Source organism: Peribacillus sp. NPDC056705 (assembly GCF_043656335.1).
Genome location: NZ_JBHTYI010000038.1, coordinates 1 through 23773, shown reverse-complemented (window position 1 = coordinate 23773; position 23773 = coordinate 1). Strand labels below are relative to the sequence as shown.

21 protein-coding genes are annotated in these 23773 nt (G+C 40.0%); 17 read left to right on the top strand and 4 right to left on the bottom strand.

Going from position 1 to position 23773, the window contains the following annotated elements; translation table 11 throughout:
* Positions 1 to 121 precede the first annotated feature (121 nt).
* The 6 genes from ACFRAK_RS24660 to ACFRAK_RS24640 all read left to right on the top strand — a co-directional run bounded on the left by ACFRAK_RS24660 (position 122) and on the right by ACFRAK_RS24640 (position 10323).
* Positions 122 to 2932, top strand: coding sequence for a bifunctional metallophosphatase/5'-nucleotidase (locus ACFRAK_RS24660; protein WP_394572701.1), 2811 nt, complete (start codon positions 122 to 124; stop codon positions 2930 to 2932).
* A 54-nt stretch (positions 2933 to 2986) separates the two neighbouring features.
* Positions 2987 to 7318: an endonuclease gene (locus tag ACFRAK_RS24655; protein ID WP_394572700.1), complete on the top strand. Its 4332-nt coding sequence runs from the start codon at positions 2987 to 2989 to the stop codon at positions 7316 to 7318.
* 301 nt (positions 7319 to 7619) lie between these two features.
* Complete coding sequence (sdaAB, locus tag ACFRAK_RS24650; protein ID WP_394572699.1) at positions 7620 to 8282, top strand: L-serine ammonia-lyase, iron-sulfur-dependent subunit beta; 663 nt, start codon at positions 7620 to 7622, stop codon at positions 8280 to 8282.
* Between the two features lie 40 nt (positions 8283 to 8322).
* A complete protein-coding gene (sdaAA, locus tag ACFRAK_RS24645; protein WP_394572698.1) occupies positions 8323 to 9198 on the top strand; it encodes an L-serine ammonia-lyase, iron-sulfur-dependent, subunit alpha in 876 nt (291 codons plus the stop codon).
* 279 nt (positions 9199 to 9477) lie between these two features.
* Entirely contained in the window at positions 9478 to 9636 is a 159-nt protein-coding gene (locus ACFRAK_RS29830; RefSeq protein WP_458599533.1) for a YuzK family famiily protein, read from the top strand.
* A 165-nt stretch (positions 9637 to 9801) separates the two neighbouring features.
* Entirely contained in the window at positions 9802 to 10323 is a 522-nt protein-coding gene (locus ACFRAK_RS24640) for a DinB family protein (protein WP_394572697.1), read from the top strand.
* Positions 10324 to 10481: 158 nt separating this feature from the next.
* On the opposite strand, the gene brnQ is transcribed toward ACFRAK_RS24640, so the two are convergent.
* Positions 10482 to 11822 carry a branched-chain amino acid transport system II carrier protein gene (gene brnQ, locus ACFRAK_RS24635; RefSeq protein ID WP_387602822.1) on the bottom strand — a complete coding sequence of 447 codons (1341 nt, stop codon included), beginning with the start codon at positions 11820 to 11822 and terminating at the stop codon, positions 10482 to 10484.
* A 232-nt stretch (positions 11823 to 12054) separates the two neighbouring features.
* Between brnQ and ACFRAK_RS24630 the strand changes: the two genes are divergently transcribed.
* Together ACFRAK_RS24630 and ACFRAK_RS24625 are read left to right on the top strand one after the other, a co-directional pair.
* The gene (locus ACFRAK_RS24630) at positions 12055 to 12627 is read left to right on the top strand and encodes a hypothetical protein (protein ID WP_387602819.1); all 573 of its coding nucleotides are present in this window, start codon (positions 12055 to 12057) and stop codon (positions 12625 to 12627) included.
* Between the two features lies 1 nt (position 12628).
* Positions 12629 to 12862 carry a hypothetical protein gene (locus ACFRAK_RS24625; RefSeq protein ID WP_394572696.1) on the top strand — a complete coding sequence of 78 codons (234 nt, stop codon included), beginning with the start codon at positions 12629 to 12631 and terminating at the stop codon, positions 12860 to 12862.
* Between the two features lie 675 nt (positions 12863 to 13537).
* Here ACFRAK_RS24625 and ACFRAK_RS24620 read toward each other — a convergent pair.
* The gene (locus ACFRAK_RS24620) at positions 13538 to 14068 is read right to left on the bottom strand and encodes a PadR family transcriptional regulator (protein WP_394572695.1); all 531 of its coding nucleotides are present in this window, start codon (positions 14066 to 14068) and stop codon (positions 13538 to 13540) included.
* Between the two features lie 46 nt (positions 14069 to 14114).
* Positions 14115 to 15296, bottom strand: a complete 1182-nt coding sequence (locus ACFRAK_RS24615) for a YhgE/Pip domain-containing protein (RefSeq protein WP_394572694.1) — start codon at positions 15294 to 15296, stop codon at positions 14115 to 14117.
* 421 nt (positions 15297 to 15717) lie between these two features.
* Between ACFRAK_RS24615 and ACFRAK_RS24610 the strand changes: the two genes are divergently transcribed.
* Both ACFRAK_RS24610 and ACFRAK_RS24605 read left to right on the top strand, forming a co-directional pair.
* Positions 15718 to 16158: a cell wall hydrolase gene (locus tag ACFRAK_RS24610; RefSeq protein WP_387602810.1), complete on the top strand. Its 441-nt coding sequence runs from the start codon at positions 15718 to 15720 to the stop codon at positions 16156 to 16158.
* Between the two features lie 140 nt (positions 16159 to 16298).
* A complete protein-coding gene (locus ACFRAK_RS24605) occupies positions 16299 to 16472 on the top strand; it encodes a hypothetical protein (protein ID WP_387602807.1) in 174 nt (57 codons plus the stop codon).
* Positions 16473 to 16579: 107 nt separating this feature from the next.
* On the opposite strand, the gene ACFRAK_RS24600 is transcribed toward ACFRAK_RS24605, so the two are convergent.
* Positions 16580 to 16942, bottom strand: a complete 363-nt coding sequence (locus ACFRAK_RS24600; RefSeq protein WP_394572693.1) for a hypothetical protein — start codon at positions 16940 to 16942, stop codon at positions 16580 to 16582.
* 530 nt (positions 16943 to 17472) lie between these two features.
* Here ACFRAK_RS24600 and ACFRAK_RS24595 point away from each other — a divergent pair.
* The 7 genes from ACFRAK_RS24595 to ACFRAK_RS24565 all read left to right on the top strand — a co-directional run bounded on the left by ACFRAK_RS24595 (position 17473) and on the right by ACFRAK_RS24565 (position 23446).
* Positions 17473 to 18564: a GerAB/ArcD/ProY family transporter gene (locus ACFRAK_RS24595; protein ID WP_387706965.1), complete on the top strand. Its 1092-nt coding sequence runs from the start codon at positions 17473 to 17475 to the stop codon at positions 18562 to 18564.
* Between the two features lie 439 nt (positions 18565 to 19003).
* Positions 19004 to 19828, top strand: coding sequence for an SAM-dependent methyltransferase (locus ACFRAK_RS24590; protein ID WP_394572692.1), 825 nt, complete (start codon positions 19004 to 19006; stop codon positions 19826 to 19828).
* Between the two features lie 153 nt (positions 19829 to 19981).
* Entirely contained in the window at positions 19982 to 20842 is an 861-nt protein-coding gene (locus tag ACFRAK_RS24585) for a transporter substrate-binding domain-containing protein (protein ID WP_387602796.1), read from the top strand.
* Positions 20843 to 20985: 143 nt separating this feature from the next.
* A complete protein-coding gene (locus tag ACFRAK_RS24580; RefSeq protein WP_394572710.1) occupies positions 20986 to 21474 on the top strand; it encodes a DUF6584 family protein in 489 nt (162 codons plus the stop codon).
* Between the two features lie 170 nt (positions 21475 to 21644).
* The gene (locus ACFRAK_RS24575; protein ID WP_394572691.1) at positions 21645 to 22436 is read left to right on the top strand and encodes a phosphotransferase; all 792 of its coding nucleotides are present in this window, start codon (positions 21645 to 21647) and stop codon (positions 22434 to 22436) included.
* A 166-nt stretch (positions 22437 to 22602) separates the two neighbouring features.
* The gene (locus ACFRAK_RS24570) at positions 22603 to 23037 is read left to right on the top strand and encodes a hypothetical protein (RefSeq protein ID WP_394572690.1); all 435 of its coding nucleotides are present in this window, start codon (positions 22603 to 22605) and stop codon (positions 23035 to 23037) included.
* 292 nt (positions 23038 to 23329) lie between these two features.
* Positions 23330 to 23446 carry a biofilm-forming protein gene (locus tag ACFRAK_RS24565; protein ID WP_260285266.1) on the top strand — a complete coding sequence of 39 codons (117 nt, stop codon included), beginning with the start codon at positions 23330 to 23332 and terminating at the stop codon, positions 23444 to 23446.
* Positions 23447 to 23773 lie beyond the last annotated feature (327 nt).

Sequence of the window (23773 nt, the reverse complement as noted above, 5' to 3'; positions counted from 1 at the left end):
TGGATTTGTGTATGGATAAGTAAATATGTCGGGATTCATTTTTTTGGAAAAGTGTGTAAATTCTATGGATAAGTTAGCAGAAAGTTATGTCAGTATATAACTTATGGGGGGATTAACTATAATGGGGAAAAAGAAACTCGTAAAAATTGCATCAGCTACCATAATGGCTGCGACAACGATCGTAGCGGTAGCGCCGGCACCTTCTGATGCTGCCACTAGCCTGAATAGTAAAATCAAAACGGCCAAGGCAGTCATCAAAAAACCATTCGATACCTATTTCTACACTTCTAAACTCGCTTCAGTGTCCACTGTTGAAAAACAAATCAAATCTGCAAAACAAGCAAAAAAGGACATCAACACTACCATTAAAAAATCAATGTTAAGCAAAAAAGAAAAAGATGCCAAATATAAAGAAATCGAAGCTTATGATAAGTACATCACTCGTTCTGAAGGATATGTAAAAGGATTTAAAGCGGCTGAGAAAGCAAAAGCTGCACATGATAAATCGATTGGCGCCCTTACGAATGCAATCCTTGCCAAGAAATCAATTGATATCAGAACTCAATACGAAGCACTGGATAAAGCCGTGAAAAAGGCAGATAAAGATATTAAAGATACCGTTTACGGTGCGAAAATCGAAAAGCTCTTATACGATAAATTCACCAAATCGACCAAAACGGCTTTGAACGGTGACCTGAAAGTTCCGTACTACTATGAAAAAGCTGACTACTTGGTGAAGAAGGGTGATTTAAAGACCGCGGACAAGCGGATGCAAACCGTTTCTTCGCAGTTGAAAAAGGTCAGCAAAACATCCAAGCTTGGAAAAGCCATACACGCCTATGTTAAAGAAGTGAAAGGTAAGTATGATGAAGCGGTCTATGCTGAAAAGAAAAAAGAAGTGGCAAAACGGGTCGATGCCTATGTAGCTCTTGCCAATGGGGAACTTAAAACGAAAGAACAGATAAACGCGGCTAAAAAGGCGAAAGCAGCCATTAATTTAAATGGAATCAAGGAGTCGGACCGAAAGGAATTCCTTTCGAAAATGGCATTGGCGGATAAGAAAGTCGCTGCAGCCGAAGAAGCCTTGAAAAATCCAGCAAAGGCGATCACCCTTTCCTTGATGCATACGAATGATACGCATGCCCACTTGGACAATGTGGCAAAAAGGGTGACGGCTGTCAAGGAAGTGCGCAAGAGTAAGCCGCAAGCTCTTTTGGTGGATGCTGGTGACGTATTCTCGGGAACTCTCTATTTCAATGAATTCAAAGGGCAAGCCGATCTTCGCTTCATGAATTTAATGAAATATGACGTCATGACGTTCGGGAATCATGAGTTTGATTTGGGATCAAGCGCCGAAGGGCATCAAGCTTTGGCTGACTTCATTAAAGGGGCAAAGTTCCCATTTGTCAGCTCGAATGTGGACTTCTCCAAAGATGATAAGTTCAAGGGGCTATTCTCGGACTTGATTTCAAGTAAGCCAGAGCAAGGGAAGATATACAATGGAATCGTAAAACAAGTGGATGGCCAAAAGGTAGGGTTCTTCGGGCTTACAACTGAAGAGACGAAAGATATTTCAAGTCCTGGAAGTATAGAATTCGAAAACTATCTTGAAGAAGCCGAAAAAGCGGTCAAGGCGTTCAAAGGCATGGGAGTCAATAAGATAGTTGCCGTGTCCCATATCGGCTACGATGACAATGCGGCTTATGACAATGATTTAACATTGGCTGCCAAGGTCAAGGGCATAGACGTGATCGTGGGCGGACATAGCCATACGCAGTTAGACGCCCCCGTTGTTGTGGACAAAGATGATAAAGGGAAAACGAAAGAGCCGACTGTCATCGTTCAAGGATATCAGTATAGCGACTATTTAGGAACGATCGATGTGAATTTCGATAAGGATGGCAAGATTGTCGGACAAGCCGGTAAGCTGATTAAGCTTTCTGAAAAACAGGATGATGCCGAAGCGGCAAAATTGCTCGAAACTTACTCCTCGAAGATTAAGGAGCTGAAGGAAACGAAGACTGGCGCAACAGCTGTGAAAGCCTTGGAATCGCCGCGTGATGCAGGGGATGAAACGAAGCCGAGTGTTCGTAAAAATGAAACGGAACTGGGCAATTTAATTACGGATGGAATGCTAAGTAAAGCGAAAGAATTCAATAAGGATACGGTCATAGCCTTCCAAAATGGCGGTGGCATCCGCGCTGGCATCGATCAAGGCGATATCACTTTAGGCGAAATCCTGACCGTTTTACCGTTTGGGAATACGTTAGCGACGATGAAGCTTACGGGAGCAGAAATCAATGAAGCATTAGAGCATAGTGTAAGCCTCGCTCCTAAGGAAAATGGCGGCTTCCTGCATGTTTCCGGAATGAAATTCAGTTACGACAGTTCGAAGGAAGCAGGCAATCGTATCACAAAGGTTGAAGTCCTTGGACAAGATGGAACATATTCCGAATTGGATGCAGCGAAGGAATACGTCGTGGCGACCAATGCTTTTACAGCCAAGGGCGGAGATGGATTCACCGTTTTCAAGAAGGCTTATGAAGAAGGAAGGGTGACGGATATCGGCCTCGCTGATTGGGAGAATTTACGGGATTATGTAAGCGGGCTGAAAACTGTCGATCCAAGCATCGAAGGACGCATCAAAGATGTTGCCGGGAGCAATACAGACCCGACTGTCGTAATGGCCAAAGACTTTGGCGGAACGGCTGATGCCCCAAAAACGCATGAAGGTCATGTAGTTGTGGACATCACGGATATTGCTTCATTGGAAAATGCAGTGGTTAAAGGGAATCTTGCATTAACAGGAACTCCTCCGGATAACTTTACTTTTTCACAGGTTACAGTCGAGGGTAATTTGGATTTATCGGGACTTAACGGTAAGACCGTGAGCATGAGCGGTGTCACGGTGAATGGCGAAACCATTCTTTAAGCGGCATTCAAATGATTCCTGAGCCTGTGAAAAAAAGTTGGAGGGGTTGAGATTTTGAAGAAGAACGGGATAAGCAAGCTTTTCTTTGCCATGCTGATCGTGCTGTCAACGGTTTTGCCAAATGCAGCCGCTGCAAAAGCGGAAGGAACAATATCGGTAATGGAAGCGATAAATAATAACAGCGGAACGGCGACGGTGAAGGGATATATCGTCGGTACAGCTAAAAGCGGTACAAGCTATCAGCAAACATCGCCTTTTACTGAAAGTACGAACATAGGCATTGCGGATAGTCCGGATGAAAAAGATGTTAAGAAAATCATGCCTGTCCAGCTTCCAGCCGGAAATATCAGAACGGCATTGAATTTGGTCGAACATCCGGATTTACTTAAAGCTCAGGTGACGATAACGGGGAAGCTGGAAAAATATTTTTCAGTACCCGGGCTGAAATCCGCAACGGATTACACGATCATCACCGATGGGGGAACAACTCCTGAACAGCCTGATGTGAAGGTTCTTGACTCCATTGCCGAGGCGCGCACGAATACTGAAGATGTAGTGCAGGTCGATGGAGTGGTCACCACCGGACTTGGTTATTGGGGAGGGAAAGGCTTTTATATCCAAGATGAAACGGCTGGGCTATATGTTTATGGTTCCTCGTGGCCTGCAGATGTAAAGCAAGGAGATAAGGTTACTTTAATCGGAAAAGTATCCGCTTATAATAAGGAATTGCAAATCCAACCAACCTCCCTTAAAGTGCTTTCTTCCGGGAATGAACTTCCTGAAATCCAAAAAATTGATGCATCTGGCGTCAATGAGGAAACACAAGGTGAGCTGGTCACCATTGAAAAAGCGACCATTACAGAATTGGCGGCATCGGGAACATACGGAACATTCGAATTCAAGGCGGAAGATACTGAAGGGAAATCTGTTATCGTTCGCCATGATAACCGGACCGGTTCGACTTATGAAGATTTCGTGAGGAACTTTAAAGTGGGGGATGTCATTTCCGTAACCGGGATCGGGTCGAGGTTCAATGACACGTATCAGTTGAAGCCGCGTGGCATCGAAGATTATGAATTGGTGAACAAACCAGCCGTTTACACGGATATTTTCCCTGGTATGGTTAGTGAAAATACAAAAATATCACTTGAATCTGGCTGGAAAGAAGCGAAAATCCATTATACGCTTGATGGATCCGCACCGACGTCTTCAAGTGCTTTGTACACAGAACCGATCATTTTAACGAAAGATACTGTCATCAAGGCAATCGCTGTCAACGATAAGACATCGGAAGTTTTCACTTTTGCCTATACGGTTACCAAAACCAATGAGGTGAAGATCCGTGACATTCAGGGGATGAATCATTTTTCTTCATATGAAAATCAACTCGTCTCAGGTGTGGAAGGTGTCGTCACTTATGTAAAGGATGCGAATAATTTTTATATGCAAGATCCCAACCCGGATAAGGACTTAACGACTTCCGAGGGAATACTTGTGTACAACAAAGCACATGGTCTGAAAGCGGGAGATCATGTCAAAGTGGCAGGTAAAGTCGCCGAGTGGTATATCGAAGGGTACGCTGAAATGAAAACGACGGATCTGCCAACAACTGAATTGACCAATACGACGATTGAAAAGCTTGGCACTGCAGCGATGCCAGAACCGATCATCATTGGGAAAGATGTCATTCCGCCGTCCGAGAACATCGATGATGATAGATTGACAGATTTTAATCCGAGCGAAGACGGCATCGATTTCTACGAGAGTCTGGAAGGAATGCTCGTGCAAGTATATAACCCGAAAGTGGTCGCCCCTCAAGACTATGGTGAATTGGTCGTGATTCCAGGGAATATGGAAACGACGACTGCAGTTGGGGGCGTCAAAATAACGGAAACGGATTTCAATCCTGAAAGAATTACCCTGGATATAAATGATGAATCATTTGCAGCGAAAACGGGTGATTTCTTTGATGGCTCGGTCACGGGTGTCATCAGCTATGGATATAGCAACTATAGGGTAGTGACGGATAAAGCCCAGCTGCCTGCGTTAAAGGATGGCGGTACGGCACGGGAAGTGACATCCTTAGAGAAGGATGCTGATAAGCTATCGATCGCTTCCTATAATATCGAGAATTTTTCCACTCAAACAGCTAACTCTAAAGTCGAAACGATCGCAACATCCATCATTACCAATCTTAAACAACCCGATATCATCGGCGTAACGGAAATGCAAGATAATGATGGGGCAACGGATAGCGGGACAACGGATTCTGCTCAAAGTGCCAAGAAGTTAACCGACAAAATAAAAGAGCTGGGCGGACCGCAATATCAATACATCGATATTGCTCCAGAAGATAAACTTGATGGCGGGGCACCCGGCGGGAATATCCGTGTAGGCTTTTTATATAATGCCGACCGTGTCAAATTGACTGAAGGAACGAAAGGAACGGCAACACAGTCCGTTGCCTTTAAAGATGGAAAACTTACCTTGAACCCTGGTCGAATCGAGCCTGCCAATCCCGCCTTCACTTCAGGCAGGAAGCCTTTAGCCGCTCAATTCGAATTTAAAGGCGAAAGCGTAGTGGTGGTGGCCAATCATTTTAATTCCAAGGGCGGTGACCAGCCTTTATTCGGCAAAAACCAGCCTCCTGTCCTATCAAGTGAAACGCAAAGGCTTCAAATTGCCTCCATCGTCAATCGGTTTGTCAGTGATATCAAGTCACAGGATGCCAAAGCGAATGTTGTCTTGCTTGGAGACTTTAATGATTTTGAATTTTCGGCACCGCTTAAAACATTAAAGGGCAATGATCTAACCAATATGATCGAGAAGGTCCCTTTTGAAAAACGTTATTCTTACACATATCAAGGCAATTCACAAGTACTGGACCATATCCTTGTATCGAATAATATTGCCTCGGCGACAAAAGTCGATATTGTCCATATTAACTCATCCTTCATGGAAGCTCATGGAAGGGCCAGCGATCATGATCCTGTACTGATCTCAACCTCTTTATCTGGATCAGGCGGGGTCGAAACTCCTGCTCCGGAAAAAACGTATAATGTAACAAACGTTAAAACAAAAAGACTTACGATTGCTTCACCTAGTGTTTTGATCAATCTTGACGACACATCCAACATCGAAGAAGGTATCTGGTTAAAAGGTTCATATGCTGTACTCAAAGGCCTTGGGCTGAAGAATGCTGCTGTGACGATAAAACCGGATAAGGAAGGTGCAATCATTGATTTTGGAGGCATGGCGGTGAAGGAAGTCATCATCGATAACGCCAATGTAAAAGAAATCAGGGGCGCTGAAAACGTACAGAAGTGGTCGGTAACAGAAGGTGTCGACACATCGAATATCAAGTTTGTCGATTCGAAAGGGGAAGCGATTGCTTCCCCTTTCGCCCCTAAAGAAAATCATGCACCAGTCGTAACGAAAAAACTGGAAAATCTTCAAGTGAAAGCCGGTTCAAAGGTCACCATCGATTTGAGTGAGCACTTCTCAGACCCAGATGGGGATGAACTTACCTTTTCATCCACTATCGGTACAGTCACAGGCCAGACATTAACCCTTCCTGCAGATGAAGCTGGAACATACCTTGTCGCAGTCAAGGCCGAGGACCAGCAATCGGAAGCGGTTGCCCGTTTTACGTTGACCGTATCGAATGATATGCCGCTTGAAGCTTATTACGAAACGGCGGCAGGAAAAACGGGAACGGAATTGAAATCGGTTCTGCACTCGATCATTAAGGGTCACACGATGTTATCTTATGATCAAGTGTGGAATGCCCTTAAAGAAACGGATGAAGACCCGGTGAACAAACAGAATGTCATCTTGCTTTACTCCGGAAAATCCATCTCGAAGAACGCGAATGGGGGCAATGCCGGACAATGGAACCGTGAACATGTTTGGGCAAAGTCCCACGGTGACTTTGGGACAAGCAAAGGTCCCGGGACAGACCTTCATCACCTCCGTCCCGCTGATGTGACAGTGAATGGTAAACGGGGCCACCTTGATTTCGACGAGGGCGGTCAAACATATAGTGGATGTGAATGTAAGTTTGATTCAGATTCATGGGAGCCGCCAGATCATGTTAAAGGCGATATAGCAAGGATGTTATTTTACATGGCCGTCCGATATGAAGGAAACGGCGAGCTGGATCTTGAATTATCCGATACAGTCAATACGTATCCGAAGCCGCTTCATGGAAAGCTATCGACGCTTTTGAAATGGAATGAACTCGATCCTGTCGACGATTTCGAAAGCCATCGCAATGATGTCATTTATGACTGGCAAAATAACCGCAATCCATTCATCGACCATCCTGAATGGGCATCAGAAATTTGGGGTGCCGCTAAATCCATCGATGGGAAAAAGGCGAGTTAAAAACGGAGATAAAAGGGAAAGCAGCCTGGTGGCTGCTTTTTTCATGCTTTTCTACAAATTTAATGATCGGGAGTTAATTATCTCAATATACCGAAAAATCAAATATTAATGTCATTTTAAATAATAAAGATTTTTTGGTAGGTATGTTATGTAATATATGTTAATATGGGGTATGCAATGAAAGGGTTTTCATTGCAGAAATGATAAAAATATTTTAATATAGTAATTACGCCGCTTTTTGATCTTCATTCACCTTTAAAAGACGGTTTAAAAATTATTGCCAGAAATGGGGCATTACACGATGAAATACAGATCTGCATTCGATATAATCGGTCCCGTCATGATTGGACCTTCAAGCTCACATACAGCAGGAGCTGCCAGAATTGGCAGAGTAGCAAGGACATTATTCGGAAAGCAACCGAAGAAAGCCATTATTTCTTTATATGGTTCTTTTGCAAAAACATACAGGGGACACGGTACGGATGTCGCTGTCGTAGGCGGGATATTGGATTTCGATACGGATGATGAACGAATCCCTGCCTCTTTAACGATAGCGGAAGAAGCTGGCATGGAAGTTACCTTTACAATCGAGGATACTGTGATGGATCATCCTAATACAGTCAAGATCAGACTGTTCGACGAAGATAAAGAATTGGAACTAGTTGGGATCTCGATTGGCGGCGGAACGATAGAAATAACGGAATTGAATACTTTCAAGCTTAAATTGTCGGGTGAAAACCCAGCCATTTTAGTCGTGCATAACGATGTATTTGGAATCATATCTTCCGTTTCGACCGTATTGGCAAACCATGAAATTAACATTGGACATATGGAAGTTTCACGAAAAGAAAAAGGTCAAATGGCCCTCATGGTGATTGAAGTCGATCAGAAAATCAAGGGCGATGTCATGAAGGAAATTCAAGGATTGGAAAACGTGTCGCAAGTCATAAGAATGGTTGAATGATCATCATTAAAAGTGTTGGCATAGATATGGAGGTAAAAACATGTTCCGAAATGTAGCAGAGTTGGTTGAACTTGCTGAAAGTAAACATGTAAAAATCGCGGAAATCATGATTTTACAAGAAATGGAGTTCTCAAGCCTTTCGAGAGAGCAGATCATTGAAAAGATGGACAGGAATTTGACAGTGATGGAACAAGCGGTGGAAAGAGGACTGAAAGGTGTGCAATCCGTTACAGGCCTAACGGGCGGGGATGCCGTTCTATTGCAAAATTATATCAAGTCGGGCAAGGCGCTCGCAGGTGATTTATTATTGGATGCCGTCAGTAAAGCTGTTGCGACGAACGAAGTGAATGCAGCAATGGGAATGATTTGTGCCACTCCGACTGCAGGTTCGGCAGGCGTTGTTCCCGGTACATTATTTGCCGTGAAAGAAAAATTAAACCCGACCCGGGCAGAGATGATTGAATTTCTTTTCACTTCCGCTGCCTTCGGTTTCGTGGTGGCAAACAATGCTTCCATTTCTGGAGCGGCAGGTGGCTGCCAAGCAGAAGTGGGCTCGGCAAGTGGTATGGCCGCAGCTGCGATAGTAGAAATGGCCGGCGGTACGCCAAGCCAAGCCGCAGAAGCGATGGCGATCACATTGAAAAATATGCTTGGACTGGTTTGTGATCCAGTGGCTGGATTGGTTGAAGTTCCTTGCGTGAAACGTAACGCAATGGGGGCATCCAACGCAATAACGGCAGCTGATATGGCGCTTGCAGGCATTACGAGCCGCATTCCATGTGACGAAGTGATCGATGCCATGTATAAAATAGGATTGACCATGCCGGTTGCACTTCGCGAAACGGCAGAGGGCGGCCTGGCTGCGACCCCTACTGGGCGTAGATTGGCCAAGGAAATTTTCGGTTCATATAAATAAACATTCAGTCCCATTAACAAACCTGTTGTTAATGGGACTTTTAATTTGTTTCAACATGGTCATTTTGTGAATGAAAAAAGGAAATTAGAGGAAGATGGAGGGATTTGGCGTTTCTGTACACGGAGATAGAAACAACTGTTTAAAATTCTGAATTATCAGTGAATATCGAGCTATAGCAACTTTGTGAGTTATCACTAACCATGATAAGATGAGTACGAAATTTACTATGGGAAGGATTGATTCTTCATTAATTTTCTCGAATTAACGTACACGTCGGCAATGGAAAAAGCGATGTTTCAGGCTCATGGAATCGGCTATGCACAATATGCTCAAAAATTGGAGCAACGCATGATGGTTGAACAAGAACGGGAACAGGATTATCTACAAAGCAGGCGTATAACAGAGGAGATGAGAGCCAATCTCTTTTTGGGGGGTTAATTTCGATCTACGATATCGATGACATAAACGAAACAATCAGGAACAAGCGAAAGGGCAATCTAAAAGATTGCCCTTTTTGTTCTGCATTAAAAGATAATTTTTCCATTTAAAAGAAGGAAACAACACGTTTAAATAGAATGTACGTTCATGAAGAGGAGGATGATCATGATGGAGAGAAGAGCATTACTGGTATCTGCATTACCGGGATATGAAGAGGAAATTGGGCGGTGGTTATGGTGTTTAGAAGATGTTCGCCGTACGCTCATTTCGGAATTGACTGGAATCAGCCAAAACTCACTAGATTCGAAAATCGATGAAAGGCAAACGATTGGCTCGCTGTTATATCACATAGCGCTGATAGAGGCGGATTGGTTATACGAGGAGGTCCTTGTTACGGAATGGGATTCGGAAATACGCGCATTGTTTGCATTTGGATGCCGTACTGAAGATGACTCCCTAAGCCACATTGAAGGACAAGCATTGGAAGAACATATCTACCGCCTCAATAAGGTACGTGAAGTATTTTTTTCAAACTTTCGTACAATGGACCTAACGGATTGGCGTAAACCGAGGGTGCTTGAACAATATGACGTCACACCTGAATGGGTCGTTTACCATTTGATTGAACATGAAGCACATCATAGGGGGCAGATCTTTCAATTACTGAGGAAATTACGGAATGAATGACTCTTGCCGAATAACTGGCTTGCGAAGAGAAGGCTTGGCAGACAGTCTGCGGAATGGGGAAACCCACTGAAACGTTTTGCAAAGAAAAAAACTGTAGACAAACTCGCTTTTCTTCGAATTTGTCTACAGTCAATATGCCTGGACCGGTTTTATATCATTTAATGTATTTGGTGATTATGACCGAATTTCGAACGCAAGACGCTGCTGGCATACCCAATGACTCCTCCAACAATGGCAGGGATGATCCATCCTAGTCCTGCCTCATACATAGGAAGTATTGCGGTGAAGAAATCATTGATGAATGAAATGTGTACACCTGCTCCATTTAATCCATCAAATAAACTGACGATGAATGTTAAAAGTAAGCTGCCTTGATATACTTCAGGTCTACCTTTAAATAAAGGATGAAGAAAAGTTAAGAAGATCAAAACAATGGCTAATGGATAAATGGCTGTCATTACCGGGACGGATATGGCAATTAACTGGGTTAGTCCAATATTGGCAATTATTGCACTGAATATGGATAAACTTATGGCAATTGTTTTGTAAGGCAGATTTGGAAATAGCTTATGGAAGTACGTCGAGCAGGATGTAATGAGTCCTACACTTGTCGTTATACAAGCTACAGTGATCATTAATCCTAATAATAGCCCGCCATATGCTCCAAAGTAATAATCCGAGACTTTTGCCAAAACAACGCCTCCATTATCCAAGCGTCCAAGTTTCTCGACGCTTGAAGCACCCATGTAAGAAAGAGCTGTGTAAATGGTAGCTAGGATAACGGCCGCAATCGCAGTCGCTTTTCCACAAACGATCATTATTTGTTTCTTTGTTTTAGCACCCTTTTCTTTAATGGCATTAATGATGATGATGCCAAAAACAAAAGATGCAAGAGTATCCATCGTTAAATATCCTTCTCTAAACCCATTGAAAAATGGTTGAACCATATAGTGCTCGGCAGGTGCTTGGAAATCTCCAATTGGATTAACGAAAGCGACTACCACCAGGATTCCAATGAATGTTAACTTGATGGGTGTCAAAACTTTCCCCACAATTTCGACAATTTTCGCGGGATTGAGCGAAAGAAGACACGAAACCGTGAAAAAGATGACGGTGAAAATAAGTAAAGGCAGTGGACCTGACTCTTCAGGTAAAAAAGGTTTTACACCGATCTCAAAAGAAACGTTTCCTGTTCTAGGCATAGCGAATAATGGACCAATGGCTAAATAAAGAACAGTTGTGAATACAATACCAAAGACTGGATGGACGCGGCTCGCTAATGATTGTAAGTCATCTTTTCCAGAAAAACCGAGTGCCAGCACACCAAGTAACGGTAATCCTACTCCTGTGACCAAAAACCCTGCATTAGCTGACCAGATATTCGTACCTGCTGATTGACCAAGCATTGGCGGGAAAATTAAATTACCTGCACCGAAGAAAAGGGCAAATAACATTAACCCAATCACTACTATAAATGAAAATGGTACCTTATTAGACAAAATAAACCCTCCGAAAAAACCAAAATTTGCTATTTTAGAAAATTATTAAATTTTCTAAAAATTATACACGGACTAATTTCAAGACCGTATCGTATTATATCTAAATTAAATTAATATTTCAATATATTTTTTGTTTTTTATTATTTCCCCTGATGATCAGTGGTCCGCCCTAACATTATTTTGAACATTTAAAGGCTGGTCATACTAATGAAATTCATTTTTGAACAAATGAATGGTAAAAGGAAATGAGGGAGCTGACATTCAAAAAATTCTTAGCCTTTTGTTGTTAATTGCAGTATTTTTCAGTGCAGGTGCATGTAACAAGGAAGTGGTCAAGGAAAACGGTGAAATGATAGGGAGGAGCCCTGTTAAAGAGGGAAAGGCGGTCAAATTGGGAGAGGCAGAAAAGTTATTTAAAGGCTATTATACTGCACGATATGCTATTAAAGATCCGGCCAATCCTCCAACCTTTGATGAAATTGCAGAAAATATTAAAGGATATTTATCAGAAGATGAATATAATGCCCAAATTCTTAACCGTTTTTATTCAATGCCTGCCCTGGTGGCCAAAGAAATCAAGAAAAGCATCGAAGTGCAAAGTGTGAAGCTTGAAGAACAAAGTATAAATGAAGATGGCACAGTGGATTACACATACACAACGGTATTTAAGGTTTATGACGAGAATTCATCCAAGATTTATAAGAAAGAAGGAGAGCTCACGATAACCATCATCGATAATGAATTAAAAGTCACCCGTGATTGGAGCAGAGGGATAAAGATTGACGGTTTAGACGGCGGACTTTAGAATGGAAAAATTAAGGTGGTATTTTATAATGGGATTGTTCTTTGAAAAACGGAAACAAAGTAAAAAAGATGTTTTCTTACTAATTTTCTTATTGGGGCTTCCTATAATAAGTATGGTTAAGTTTATCACGGATATGGATTTATCTTGGTTAACTGACATTGTGTTAATTGCAATCATTGTTCTTTCGGCATTCATATATTTTGAAGGAAAAAGAAACAGGGAAAATGATAAATGAAATCCCAGATCTCGTGGAGTAAGGGGGCAGAAATGCTATTGATTTCCAGGTAGCTAGGGATACAAGAAATCAGGTTAGTTCAAGAACATAAATTAATTGGAATGTGTAGCTTCTTTAATTGCACATAATACGATCATACAACACTTTGAGCCGGTGTTTGTCATGGTTCTCTCACCATTTGTACTTAAGGAGCTTTTACCAATTAAAAAAGTTGTTGTACCGGTGTAGCGATTAGGTAAATTATTGATTATGGGAAACGGCATTAGCGCCTCTGGTAAAGATGAGCTACTTGGGATCCTTTTCGGGTTAGTTGCACCTGCATTTTACGCAGTTAATGTTATTAAATAAATCTTTCCAGGGAGTTGCTTTTACAGCTCTTTTTCTTATGGAGAGCTAAAGGGGCAGGTCAGTGTAACAAGAATGGGTGGCTTTACTTTTATTTTGCCTTTTTTTACAACTATGGGACACGCTTTTCCCTCAGATTGAACGCCTTTTGTCTACAAACTGGTGGTTACTTGCTCATTCCAAGCAAGTTTTTTTATTTAAAATATGAAATAAAAGCTATGTGAATATAAGTTTTCACATAGCTTTTTATTATTGTTTATATGATTGGGCTAATTTCGCTACATTCGTTGCAGTACAGCTATCTGTACGTATGTCCACCAAAAGGGAAATTTACAATTCCTTTAGCTTGATCCTTCTAATTAACTCTTCGAACCAATATATTGTGTGATCTGTTCTGGTTGAAAAATAGCCATCCAAAAATTCACGAATATTCTCGTTGCCTTTAGGTTCTGGCTCGAAATTCCCAAGATGCTCCCAAAGTGCCTTGATGGACTTTACTTTTTTTTCTAATATATCTACTACTTTATCCCGATCTACATACTTGATGTTGGCTAAACCAACAATCATATCCTTAATTTCATCCGCACTTTCAAATAATTTATAGATTTTCTTTGGTAGTTCTTCGCGACCCTTATCGGTAATCGCATATACTTGTTTATCAGGCCGATGTTCTTCTTTTATCACTTCAACTGGTTCAACTAAACCTTTTTTTACCAATGATTCAAAATGGTAGTATAGTTTACTTTCCGTTAACCCGCCTAGGCGATCCAACGGAATGGGTTCTGAAAGCTGCTTTTTTAATTTATAAGGATAATTTTTATCTTCCATCAGCTTGCTCAATATAAAAATTTGAATGGACATTTTCTACGCTCCTTTAAGAAGTATCATCTCCTTATTGTAGCAAAACTTAAGCTGTGATTTCAGCCGCTTTCTTTTCGGCTTCTGTTTCAGAAGCCTCTCCTGGCATCGGTTTTTGTATAAACGCTACGATCGCCATATTAATTGCCATCGCAGCGGCACCAACCGCAGCCATTGACCAAATATACGGACTTGGACTGATGCTGCCATATAGGTTTGCAAAGTAAGCTTGCACCGAGTAATACATCGGGGAAATGTGGCTCATCCATTCATATGGTAAATGCATCATATCACGTGAGATGGTGGCACCATTTGCTATTGTTTGTATTAATAAAATCGGTAAGTTTAAAATCATTCCGCCTTCACCCAATAAGAAGATTAAAATCGCGGTGAAGTTAAAACAAACCATATAGTTCAGTATTTGTTGACCTACTATACCGAAGAATAGGTCACCGCTTGGCTTGTCAATTAAATACGCTACACCTACAGCGATGAGTGATGAAACCACTGCAATCAATAACGCTGTTAATTGCACATACATGAATAAACGTGTTTTACTAGCTTTCCCACGGCTGGCTCTAAATGCACCCACTATTTGCATCGCACCGATCATCGCCCCGACATAACCGGCCATTGTCAAGAACATAGGCAGCATATTGTTATTCATGCCATCTGGAATCTCGTTAATTGTAACCACATTTCCTACATAGGATTTCTCAATCTTTTCCGCTAATTCAGCGGCTTGCTTTTCGGGTACATTAAAGTTCATCAATACGCCCTTGGCCGTTTGCTGTGAGAATTGTGTGCTTAACTGATTGTTAATTTCAGTAACGACAGAATTCATGGTAGAAGAAACGGCTGTTGCCCCTGCCTCATTGATTGTAAAGTCAATGCTTGATGATGCTTCACCTTTTTGCATATTCGCAGAGAAGGTTTTCGGGATGTGTACGACTAATGCTAAGTCATTTTTCTCTAAATCTTTTAAGGCTTGTTTATTGGTTATATCCGTCTTGATTTCTTTAAAGGGTAAATTTTCTTTTAACTGATCGGCAATCATCGCCCCATTTTCCCCGCCATCATCATTGATGATGGCGATCGGTAATTTATCGACGTTTCCTGGAATGGCTGTATACCCAGGCAAGAAGATGCCAAGCATGGCAATTGCATAGAAAATTCCCATAAAGATTGCCGCAGATGCACCTCTTGTTTTTAAGAATGCAGTAAATTTCATATGTTGAATCCATCCTTTTGATTTAATAGTATAATACTTAATTTAGAGTACTCTAATTATAGTACTTAAAATGAAGTACTTTGAATTTTATTTTATTTTACTCAAAAAGTCAATTGAAAAATTTTTATGCATACAAAAAACTCCCAGCAAAAATCTTCTTTTTGTTGGGAGTAACTATTACATTCTTTGAGGACGCTACATTAAAATTGCTGCAAATTTTTCGCTAAGCGCGACAAGGGATTTCTGTTAATTATGTGTTGTTATTGATTTCCTCTGCCGGTACAATTTTTGTGTGATTAAGCTGTCCTTAAGTTTTCGTCTTGTTTAAAAGCGGAAAGTTATAAAAATCTAAGCATGCTTATTTCATGAACCATGGCATTAATGCAGGCTTTTTTTCATACGATATTTTTGGGGTGAAAAAATGGCAAGAGTAAGTTACCGAAGTTCGGACATTGACTTAATGGCAAGGATGATGAGAGCTGAAGCCGAAGGTGAAGGACTGCAAGGGATGTTATATGTTGGAAATGTAATTGTTAATCGACTTGTAGCAAATTGTATAGACTTTAAAGATTTAAGAACCATTCCACAAGTCATTTATCATGTACAAGGAGGAAATTATTCTTTTGAAGCTGTTCAAAAAGGCAATGTATTCTATCAAAGAGCGAGAACGGCTGAAAAAAGATTAGCAAAACAGAATCTGGAATATTGGAGACAGCACCCAGGGAAATATGCCCTTTGGTATTTCAATCCATATGCTCCATGTCCTCCAACATGGTACGATCAACCCTTTGCTGGTCAATTTAAAAATCATTGTTATTATGAACCAAAACCGGGAACATGTGAAAGTGTTTATACCGGTTAGGCGGTCCAGGTGCAATTATTACCATTTAAGGAGCTGATCAGCAGCTCCTTTTTTTATGCATCAAACGGGAACTTCAACAAGGAATTCTGGATTTTATGGTAAAATAAAGGGAATAATGGCGTGTTATTGGGGGAGTTTGAGTGAAGGATATTATATTTTTTGTGGTTGGGTTATTCATTCTCTATATAGTTATTGAAACGGCAGTAAGAAAAGGAATTAACAATTCAAATATTGGTCAATTGCTTGAAAAAAAGTATGGAGTTAAAGCAGATAAAAGGTCTTTTCTTGATGATGATTTAGATAATGATAGATAAAACGGATTGGAGGTTGCTGCGGCAGCCTTGTTTTATATAAATAAAACAAATCCAACAAGATAACAATGATTTTCCATAACAGGCCGTCGGTTTGTGGAACAGCACACTTATTCAGCGTCTTTCCCAGTACGACGAAATTCGGCGTAGTACACCTTCCGCTTTTCTTGTTCGAATTCAATATTTTCGATGAAAGCCGTTATGGTTTCCTCCAGTAACAGGCCCTTTAATTTCCGAAGCTTTATTGGCCCCACTCCTGGCAACTTATCAGATATATGTACTTCGAAATCCCTCTGCCGTTTATAAAAGCGAATGCTGCCATACCCGATTCTTTCCACTTCCCCCAAGGTATATGCAAATTCAAATCGTTGCTGAATGAACGAAGATACCTCAGGCAGCCCTAAACCTTCATAGAGGGTAGGAAATTCATGGGAAACTGGAGGTCCTTTGAATGATATTGATGAAATCTTCAAATGGTTCTTCCTCCTTTGGTGGAATAAAGACAGATATACGTTGCTAATATTATTGTGCTATGGGCCAATATTTTAAACATCTTTACAGTGGTCGTGCTTTCATGTAACCAGGTAGTGATGATTATCGGTGTAGGGCTCATTATAGAGCAGGCCTCGTGAAGGAGTGTCCTTTAATTGACGTGGCTCCGGATTTCAATTGGGGAGATCCTTCCGCTAATTCGAATTAAGCCAATTTATTATTATTTAATATAAAGATAGATATTGAAAACCTTGGATCCTTGAAAATGAGGAAGGATACCTAAGTTTTTTAGATAGAAGGGAAGGTTAAAGATTATAGAAATGTAACCTTCCTTTCAGTTGGCGTTGTTGTTGAAATGCTAAGAATTCCAGAGCAGTCGTGAGATGGTGATTAGTTTATTGAGGGAGGTTCGAACTTTATTTAACGTTTGGGTACCTTTTTGAATAAATTACTCCTGTAAAAGCCAGATTATTAACATAGGAAATACGAGTGATATAAATGAGGGTACATTATGAACCAAGCTGGTGTGAATGAAAAGTATAAGGTATCGCCATTCTATGTATATTTTTTAATGCATTCGATGCAAACAGGATTAGGGGTGTTGAACTTTCAAAGAGATTTAGCCAAGGCGACGGGGACGGATGGCTGGATCTCCATAATCCTAGCCGGACTGATTGTTCATATTTTAATTTGGTTAATATATAAGATTTTCAGTATTGTTCCCGGTGATATCATTTCTGCCAATAATCATGCATGGGGTAAATGGGTTGGGAATTTCTTTAGTCTCTTATTCATTCTGTACTTTTTCGTCCTAGGAATGACGATCATAATCGGCTATATAAATGTCCTTCATGTTTGGATGTTTAAAGAGGTACCCTCATGGGCCTTTGCTTTGGTTTTCCTGGCCATGATTTATTACATCATTACGGGAGGGTTCCGAACCATTACAGGTATTGCCTTCTTAAGTGTAATTGTTTCATTCTGGCTTTTATTTATACCTCTATATGGTTTTAAATACGCTGATTTCATCAGTTTTCTCCCTATTTTCGATCATACGTTAATCGAAATAATGAAAGGAACCAGAAGTACTTCATTATCAATGCTTGGTTTTGAAATGATCCTGATGTTTTATCCGTTCATCAAAAATCCTGAAGCATCACAAAAGTATGCCCATGGAGGAGCCTTGTCCACTACGTTATTGCTCCTATTACTTTATTTTGTTTCGACAGTCTTTTATTCACAGAAACAGTTGGCCCTTACCCTATGGCCAACACTCACATTGACCAGTATCATTGAATTGCCCTTTATTCAACGTTTCGAATACATAACTGTTTCTTGGTGGAACATTGTTATTATAACTAACATGGTCCTTCCTTTGTGGGCTGCCAGCAGGGGGATCAAGCGCTTATTCAACGTCCAGCAAAAGTATCCCTTATGGGTAATGTTCATGATCATACTACTCGTCAATATATTCTTTTTCGATCTTGAATCCTTACATATATTAAATAAAATGATCAATCCATACAGCGTGTCCTTCCTTGTTTTATACTTGCCTCTTCTTTTGGTTTTACTAAGCATAAAGAAGTGGAGGAAACGTTTATGATCCAATTATCATTCCATTCCGAAATCCGCACCATTACCGCCGACTGTCTGACAAGCCTCCTCGCCGGTAATGGTGATAATTCCCCCCCCCAACAAATCGTGAAATATACTATTACTTTAAACAGGAGTTGCTTTGGCAGCTCCTTTTCTTATGAAGCAAACAGGGCAGGATAGTTCGGATATAGTCTATTTAAAGTATAATATTGGTAGACATCGTAACAGGAACTGAGGAGTTGAAAACAACCAGTTACCACAAATTAAAGGCCTTTCCTTGGATGTAATCATAAATGATCATGACGATGTTATAAGTATGATTCAATCTTTATGCTACTAGTTAACAGATAAACAATTTAGATGCTTTACTTCAATAAGGGAGATTGCTGAGGCAGTCTTTTTCATTGTTGATGAACCAATCACAATAAATGTGGGGTGAATGATACATGAAGTCATTTCAACTAAATGAAAAAACGATGTCTTTTTTATCGAGATATCCATTATTTGAGGATGATTTGATACAACAAGTTCAGTTGCAGCACCGTTTGGAATTAGTAAAAGCATTTGGGATTCAAAAAGGAATGCGCGTATTAGAAATCGGTTGCGGGCAGGGCGATACAACCGTTGCTTTAGCCGACGCGGTAGGAGAAAACGGATGTGTTGTCGCAATAGATATCGCTAGTCCCGATTACGGGGCACCGTCAACTTTAGGTCAAGCAACTGAACGTATTAAGAAATCTCTATTAGGAGAACGTATTGACTTCCATTTTGAAATGGATTTTGATTTTTTTGAATCGACTATGCCATTTGATGTGGCGGTATTATCCCATTGTTCATGGTATTTCAAGCAACCGGAAGATTTATTGAATTACTTTAAAAAAATTCGTGGTTTGGCAAAACATATATGTTTTGCAGAATGGGACCTCGATTTTACCTGCATTACGCAACGTTCCCATTTTTGTGCAGTTTCCATTTTGGCATTGTATTCAAACTTCGTAAAGAATGAAGGAAATATCCAAAACTTGTTTCATAAAACTCAAATTCACCAGCTACTCCAGCAAGCAAATTTTGAAGTGGTAAAACACCATACAGTCGATGCAACCTTATTACAAGACGGTCAATGGGAAAAAAATTATGCCAATAGCATCCGTGCAGATTTTATTAAAGTTCCTTCCATGATGCAACCGTTGATAACTAGTTATTATGAATTGATGAACACTTCAAATGGAAATGAAAAATCATTAAATAGTTTCATTATTTGTGCAAAGTAATAAGTTCCTCATTGGATGGTTCATATCAACTGCTACGCTAATTCAACCTAAATATAAAAAAGTGTATGTTTTTGAAGGTGATTCATTTATTTTGTTGTATTTTTAATAATTGGTAGATGAATTAAAAATATAAAAAAATGGAGGTAAAATCACATGTTCAACAATTGGAAAAAAACACTTATGGCTGGAATGATCAGCTTATTCTTGCTAGGTACAGGGTACGTCGGTCACGATCTGATCTCCTCGCAAAACGTCTCGGCTGAACCAGCATCAGAAAAGGCGCCAGGGCATTTGAAAAAAGTCGAGGCTTCCCAGCTTGATGAAATAATCAAACGTGGATACATTCGGGTAGGAATGACCGGCGACTACAAACCTTTTACCTATTTGAATCCGGAAACAAATGAGTATGAAGGCTTTGACGTGGACGCTGCCAAAGAACTTGGCAAAGATCTTGGTGTAAAGGTGAAATTCGTCGCCACCACATGGCCTGCGATGTTGAAAGACCTGGAAGCGGACAAATTCGATATCGCTGTGGGCGGTGTGACTCGCAATACAGCGAGACAAAAAAGCGCTTATGTATCCCAAGGTTACCTTTCATTCGGTAAGGTACCATTAATTCGCAAAGAAGATAAAGACAAGTATCTTTCCATTGAGGATATCAACAAGCCTTCTGTACGCATCGGCGTAAATCCAGGCGGAACAAACGAGGAATTTGTCCGTCAGTATCTAAGCAATGCTAACGTAACCGTTGTACAGAACAACCTTGATATCCCACATCTTGTTGCAGAAGGTACGTATGATGTCATGATCACTGATACAGTAGAAGCAATGCTGTATGCAAAAGCTGATTACAGACTGTATGCGGCTCAAACTGACAAGCCTTTCACAAACAGTGAAAAAGGTTATATGATCCCGAGAGGTGATTTCATTTATGCAAGCTACTTGGAAATGTGGATGGATGAAATGAAGCTACAGGGAAAATTTGATGCCCTCTACAAAAAGTGGATGGAATAGAATATTGAGATGTGTAGTCAGTTTCTAGGATAGAAGAGCAATTACTTCCCCTTTTTCTTCTGGAAGTATAGGGGCGGGTTATAAATGAAAAATTTGTTTCGGATTATTTCAACTATAAATAAATAGATGAAGGAGGAGTATTCATAGAAAAAATACCTGTTAAAACTTTAAAGAAGATAGAAGAGGACATTAAAAATCATGATTTAGGCAAAGCAAGAGATAGAATACACGGGTTAATTATCACCTATCCAGATGAATTAGAACTCCGCAAAAAGTTAGGCGATATCTATTTTGCATTAAAATATCCCTCGATGGCCGGTCGCTATTGGTATCTAGAAAAGAATAAGACACCTGAAATGGTGGATGCGTGCATTCTGTTCGAAAAATCCATGGGTAACGATCCTATTGGAATAGCCAGAGTTCTAAAGTTCAAAGGAGATAGTGAAATTATAAAAGGACTGCAAGATGAGGCAGGTTCTCCTATACAAAATAAAGTTAAAGAAAAGTTGACGGAAGAACATGATGAGACATTGGGGGATAAGTTATTTCCTATTGGGTGTATCACGATATTAATATTAATCATCTTCTTTACATTAATCGGAATCTACACTCTCTTTAGCTGGATTTTTTGATCCCTGAAGAAAGGTATTTATAGTAGTTGTTCTTCAGCTAACAGTCCTTCACTTCATTACCAGGAGCTGATCAGCGGCTCCTTTTCTTATGCAACAAATGGGGCAGGTTAGTTTAACAAATAGGATTTAATTTACGGGTTAAGGAAATTCATATTTAGGGGGATATTTAGATGTCAAACCATGAAAACGAAGAAATGCTGACAGGAGGGAATGTCTCTAACGTTTATCGTTCGGAAGATACTGTGCGACGAGAATTAAAGCCAGATAGTCCTAGAGTTCATAAGCTATTAAAGCATTTGGAGAACAAAGGCTTCAGCTATGCTCCAAAGTTTTTAGGTATTGATGATAAAGGAAGAGAGGTATTATCATTTATTGAAGGAGAAGCTGGTAATTATCCTTTAAAAGAATACATGCGGTCTGATGATGTCTTAATGGAAATAGCGAAAATGCTCTGGCTTTATCATGATTCTGTCAGCGATTTTTCATTTGATGATAGCTGGCAATCGATAGATAACACCCCCCAACAATTTGAGGTACTATGCCATAATGATTTTGCGGTATACAACATTATTTTTAAACATGAAAGACCAATAGGTATTATTGATTTCGATGTCGCTGGACCTGGTCCAAAACTTTGGGACATAGCGTACACTCTTTATACGGTTGTCCCCTTAAGTAGATTTAATCTTTCTGAAACTGGTGAGAAAGTTAAATATAATTCATTACAGCACGCTAACCGTATAAAACAAAGAGTTAGATTGTTTTTTGAATCTTACGGTGAGGAAATAGAAGAAGATTATTTGGAAATGGTATTGCTGCGATTGGAAGGGTTATGTAAAACCATTACAAGAAAAGCCAGTGAAGGTGACATTGCCTTTCAAATGATGATAGATGAAGGGCATCTTGAACATTATCAAAACGATATTACATTCATTCGTGAACATGGAAAAGAGTGGATTTAAGTGTGGATTATTTGTTGAACGCTAGCCGGAGATCAGAGCTGTCTTTAAGGCAGCTCTTTCTTTATGCAACTAACGGGGGTTAGTTGAAGAACAATTGAGCTATTACACCTCAAAAACTGGACTATTTTAAAAAAAATTAGGAAAGATAACTTTTGAGGTGAGTTTTATGAAAAAGCTATATATATTGATTATTACCATTCCTATGTTGTTTTTTTGTTCAATTCAAGGATACGCACAACCTAAAGAATGTCCTGTGTTAAGTGAATTAGAGAAAACAACGATTAAGGATAAAAAAGAGGTAATAAAAGCGTTAAATACTTTAATACCAAAAACTTATGGAACTGGGATAGATGATTTTCCTGACATATATACTAAGTGGGATGTAGTAACTGCCAAACCTTTTCCCGAAACAGTTGGCAATAAAGATGAAGAAGACTATTTTGGAATGGCAAAGACCTTTTGTGGCAAAGAAATTGCTGAAGAATCATGGCTTGTACGTTTAGATTTCCCCAAAGCCCCTGGAGCTAACTTAGCCCAAGGTCAAATATTTTTAGCCAAAAGTAAGGAAAAAGGATGGTTTGTTTGGTTTCAATACCATTAAATTGTTCAGGAGCTGATCAGCAGCTCCTGGTAATGAAGTAAAGGGGCAGCAGGATAGTTCAACAAGCACAGTGTATTCGGACTGTTCATTAATATTTGTTTGAATTAATTATTGGAAATTGTCATCTTATTTTTTATGAATGGTTCTAGAATTGTTAGGCAAAATAATTAGAATATTAAATAAGGTGGTGAATAACTCTGAAAGCGAAAGCACCAACACGAGCAAAAGCACCAGCAAAAACATCAACACGAGCAAAAGCACCAACACCAGCACGAACACCAGCAAAGCATCAATGACAAAGAAGGAAATTCAAAATTCAAGTATGGAACAAATCAATAAAGATCATGAAACCGAAACTACTTTCAAAGTAGACAATCCTAAAAAACATCAAATAAAGGATAACAAGTAATGATTAGGAACCTTTTGGTTCCTTTTTTTGTTGCACAGTTTGTGTCAACTCTACAATAATCCTTAATGATGATTAAATGTAAGTACCTTGTTCCACTAACAGGTGCAAAAGTTGAAGAAAATATGAGTTAATTTAACTTATTACTTTAGGAATTATAGTTGAGGTGCCCAAGAGTAAATGGAATCATATCCCAAAAGAACTGAAAAATATAAAAGGAAAGAACCCCCAGGCATTTTGTTTTTGGGGGGAAGTTTTCTTCTATTAGCTGAATTACTTCCTATCCAATATTTGTAAATATTGACAGCATTGGGTTTTTCTCTTATTATT

What these genes read in the sequence shown, in the direction of transcription:
- ACFRAK_RS29830 (WP_458599533.1), top strand. Translation starts at nt 9,478, where the DNA reads ATGGAAAAAGCGATGTTTCAGGCTCATGGAATCGGCTATGCACAATAT.
- sdaAB (WP_394572699.1), top strand. Translation starts at nt 7,620, where the DNA reads ATGAAATACAGATCTGCATTCGATATAATCGGTCCCGTCATGATTGGA.
- ACFRAK_RS24570 (WP_394572690.1), top strand. Translation starts at nt 22,603, where the DNA reads ATGAAAAAGCTATATATATTGATTATTACCATTCCTATGTTGTTTTTT.
- ACFRAK_RS24625 (WP_394572696.1), top strand. Translation starts at nt 12,629, where the DNA reads ATGGAAAAATTAAGGTGGTATTTTATAATGGGATTGTTCTTTGAAAAA.
- ACFRAK_RS24575 (WP_394572691.1), top strand. Translation starts at nt 21,645, where the DNA reads ATGTCAAACCATGAAAACGAAGAAATGCTGACAGGAGGGAATGTCTCT.
- ACFRAK_RS24565 (WP_260285266.1), top strand. Translation starts at nt 23,330, where the DNA reads ATGACAAAGAAGGAAATTCAAAATTCAAGTATGGAACAAATCAATAAA.
- ACFRAK_RS24595 (WP_387706965.1), top strand. Translation starts at nt 17,473, where the DNA reads ATGAACCAAGCTGGTGTGAATGAAAAGTATAAGGTATCGCCATTCTAT.
- ACFRAK_RS24640 (WP_394572697.1), top strand. Translation starts at nt 9,802, where the DNA reads ATGATGGAGAGAAGAGCATTACTGGTATCTGCATTACCGGGATATGAA.
- ACFRAK_RS24610 (WP_387602810.1), top strand. Translation starts at nt 15,718, where the DNA reads ATGGCAAGAGTAAGTTACCGAAGTTCGGACATTGACTTAATGGCAAGG.
- ACFRAK_RS24590 (WP_394572692.1), top strand. Translation starts at nt 19,004, where the DNA reads ATGAAGTCATTTCAACTAAATGAAAAAACGATGTCTTTTTTATCGAGA.
- ACFRAK_RS24615 (WP_394572694.1), bottom strand. Translation starts at nt 15,296, where the DNA reads ATGAAATTTACTGCATTCTTAAAAACAAGAGGTGCATCTGCGGCAATC.
- ACFRAK_RS24585 (WP_387602796.1), top strand. Translation starts at nt 19,982, where the DNA reads ATGTTCAACAATTGGAAAAAAACACTTATGGCTGGAATGATCAGCTTA.
- ACFRAK_RS24660 (WP_394572701.1), top strand. Translation starts at nt 122, where the DNA reads ATGGGGAAAAAGAAACTCGTAAAAATTGCATCAGCTACCATAATGGCT.
- ACFRAK_RS24630 (WP_387602819.1), top strand. Translation starts at nt 12,055, where the DNA reads ATGGTAAAAGGAAATGAGGGAGCTGACATTCAAAAAATTCTTAGCCTT.
- ACFRAK_RS24620 (WP_394572695.1), bottom strand. Translation starts at nt 14,068, where the DNA reads ATGTCCATTCAAATTTTTATATTGAGCAAGCTGATGGAAGATAAAAAT.
- sdaAA (WP_394572698.1), top strand. Translation starts at nt 8,323, where the DNA reads ATGTTCCGAAATGTAGCAGAGTTGGTTGAACTTGCTGAAAGTAAACAT.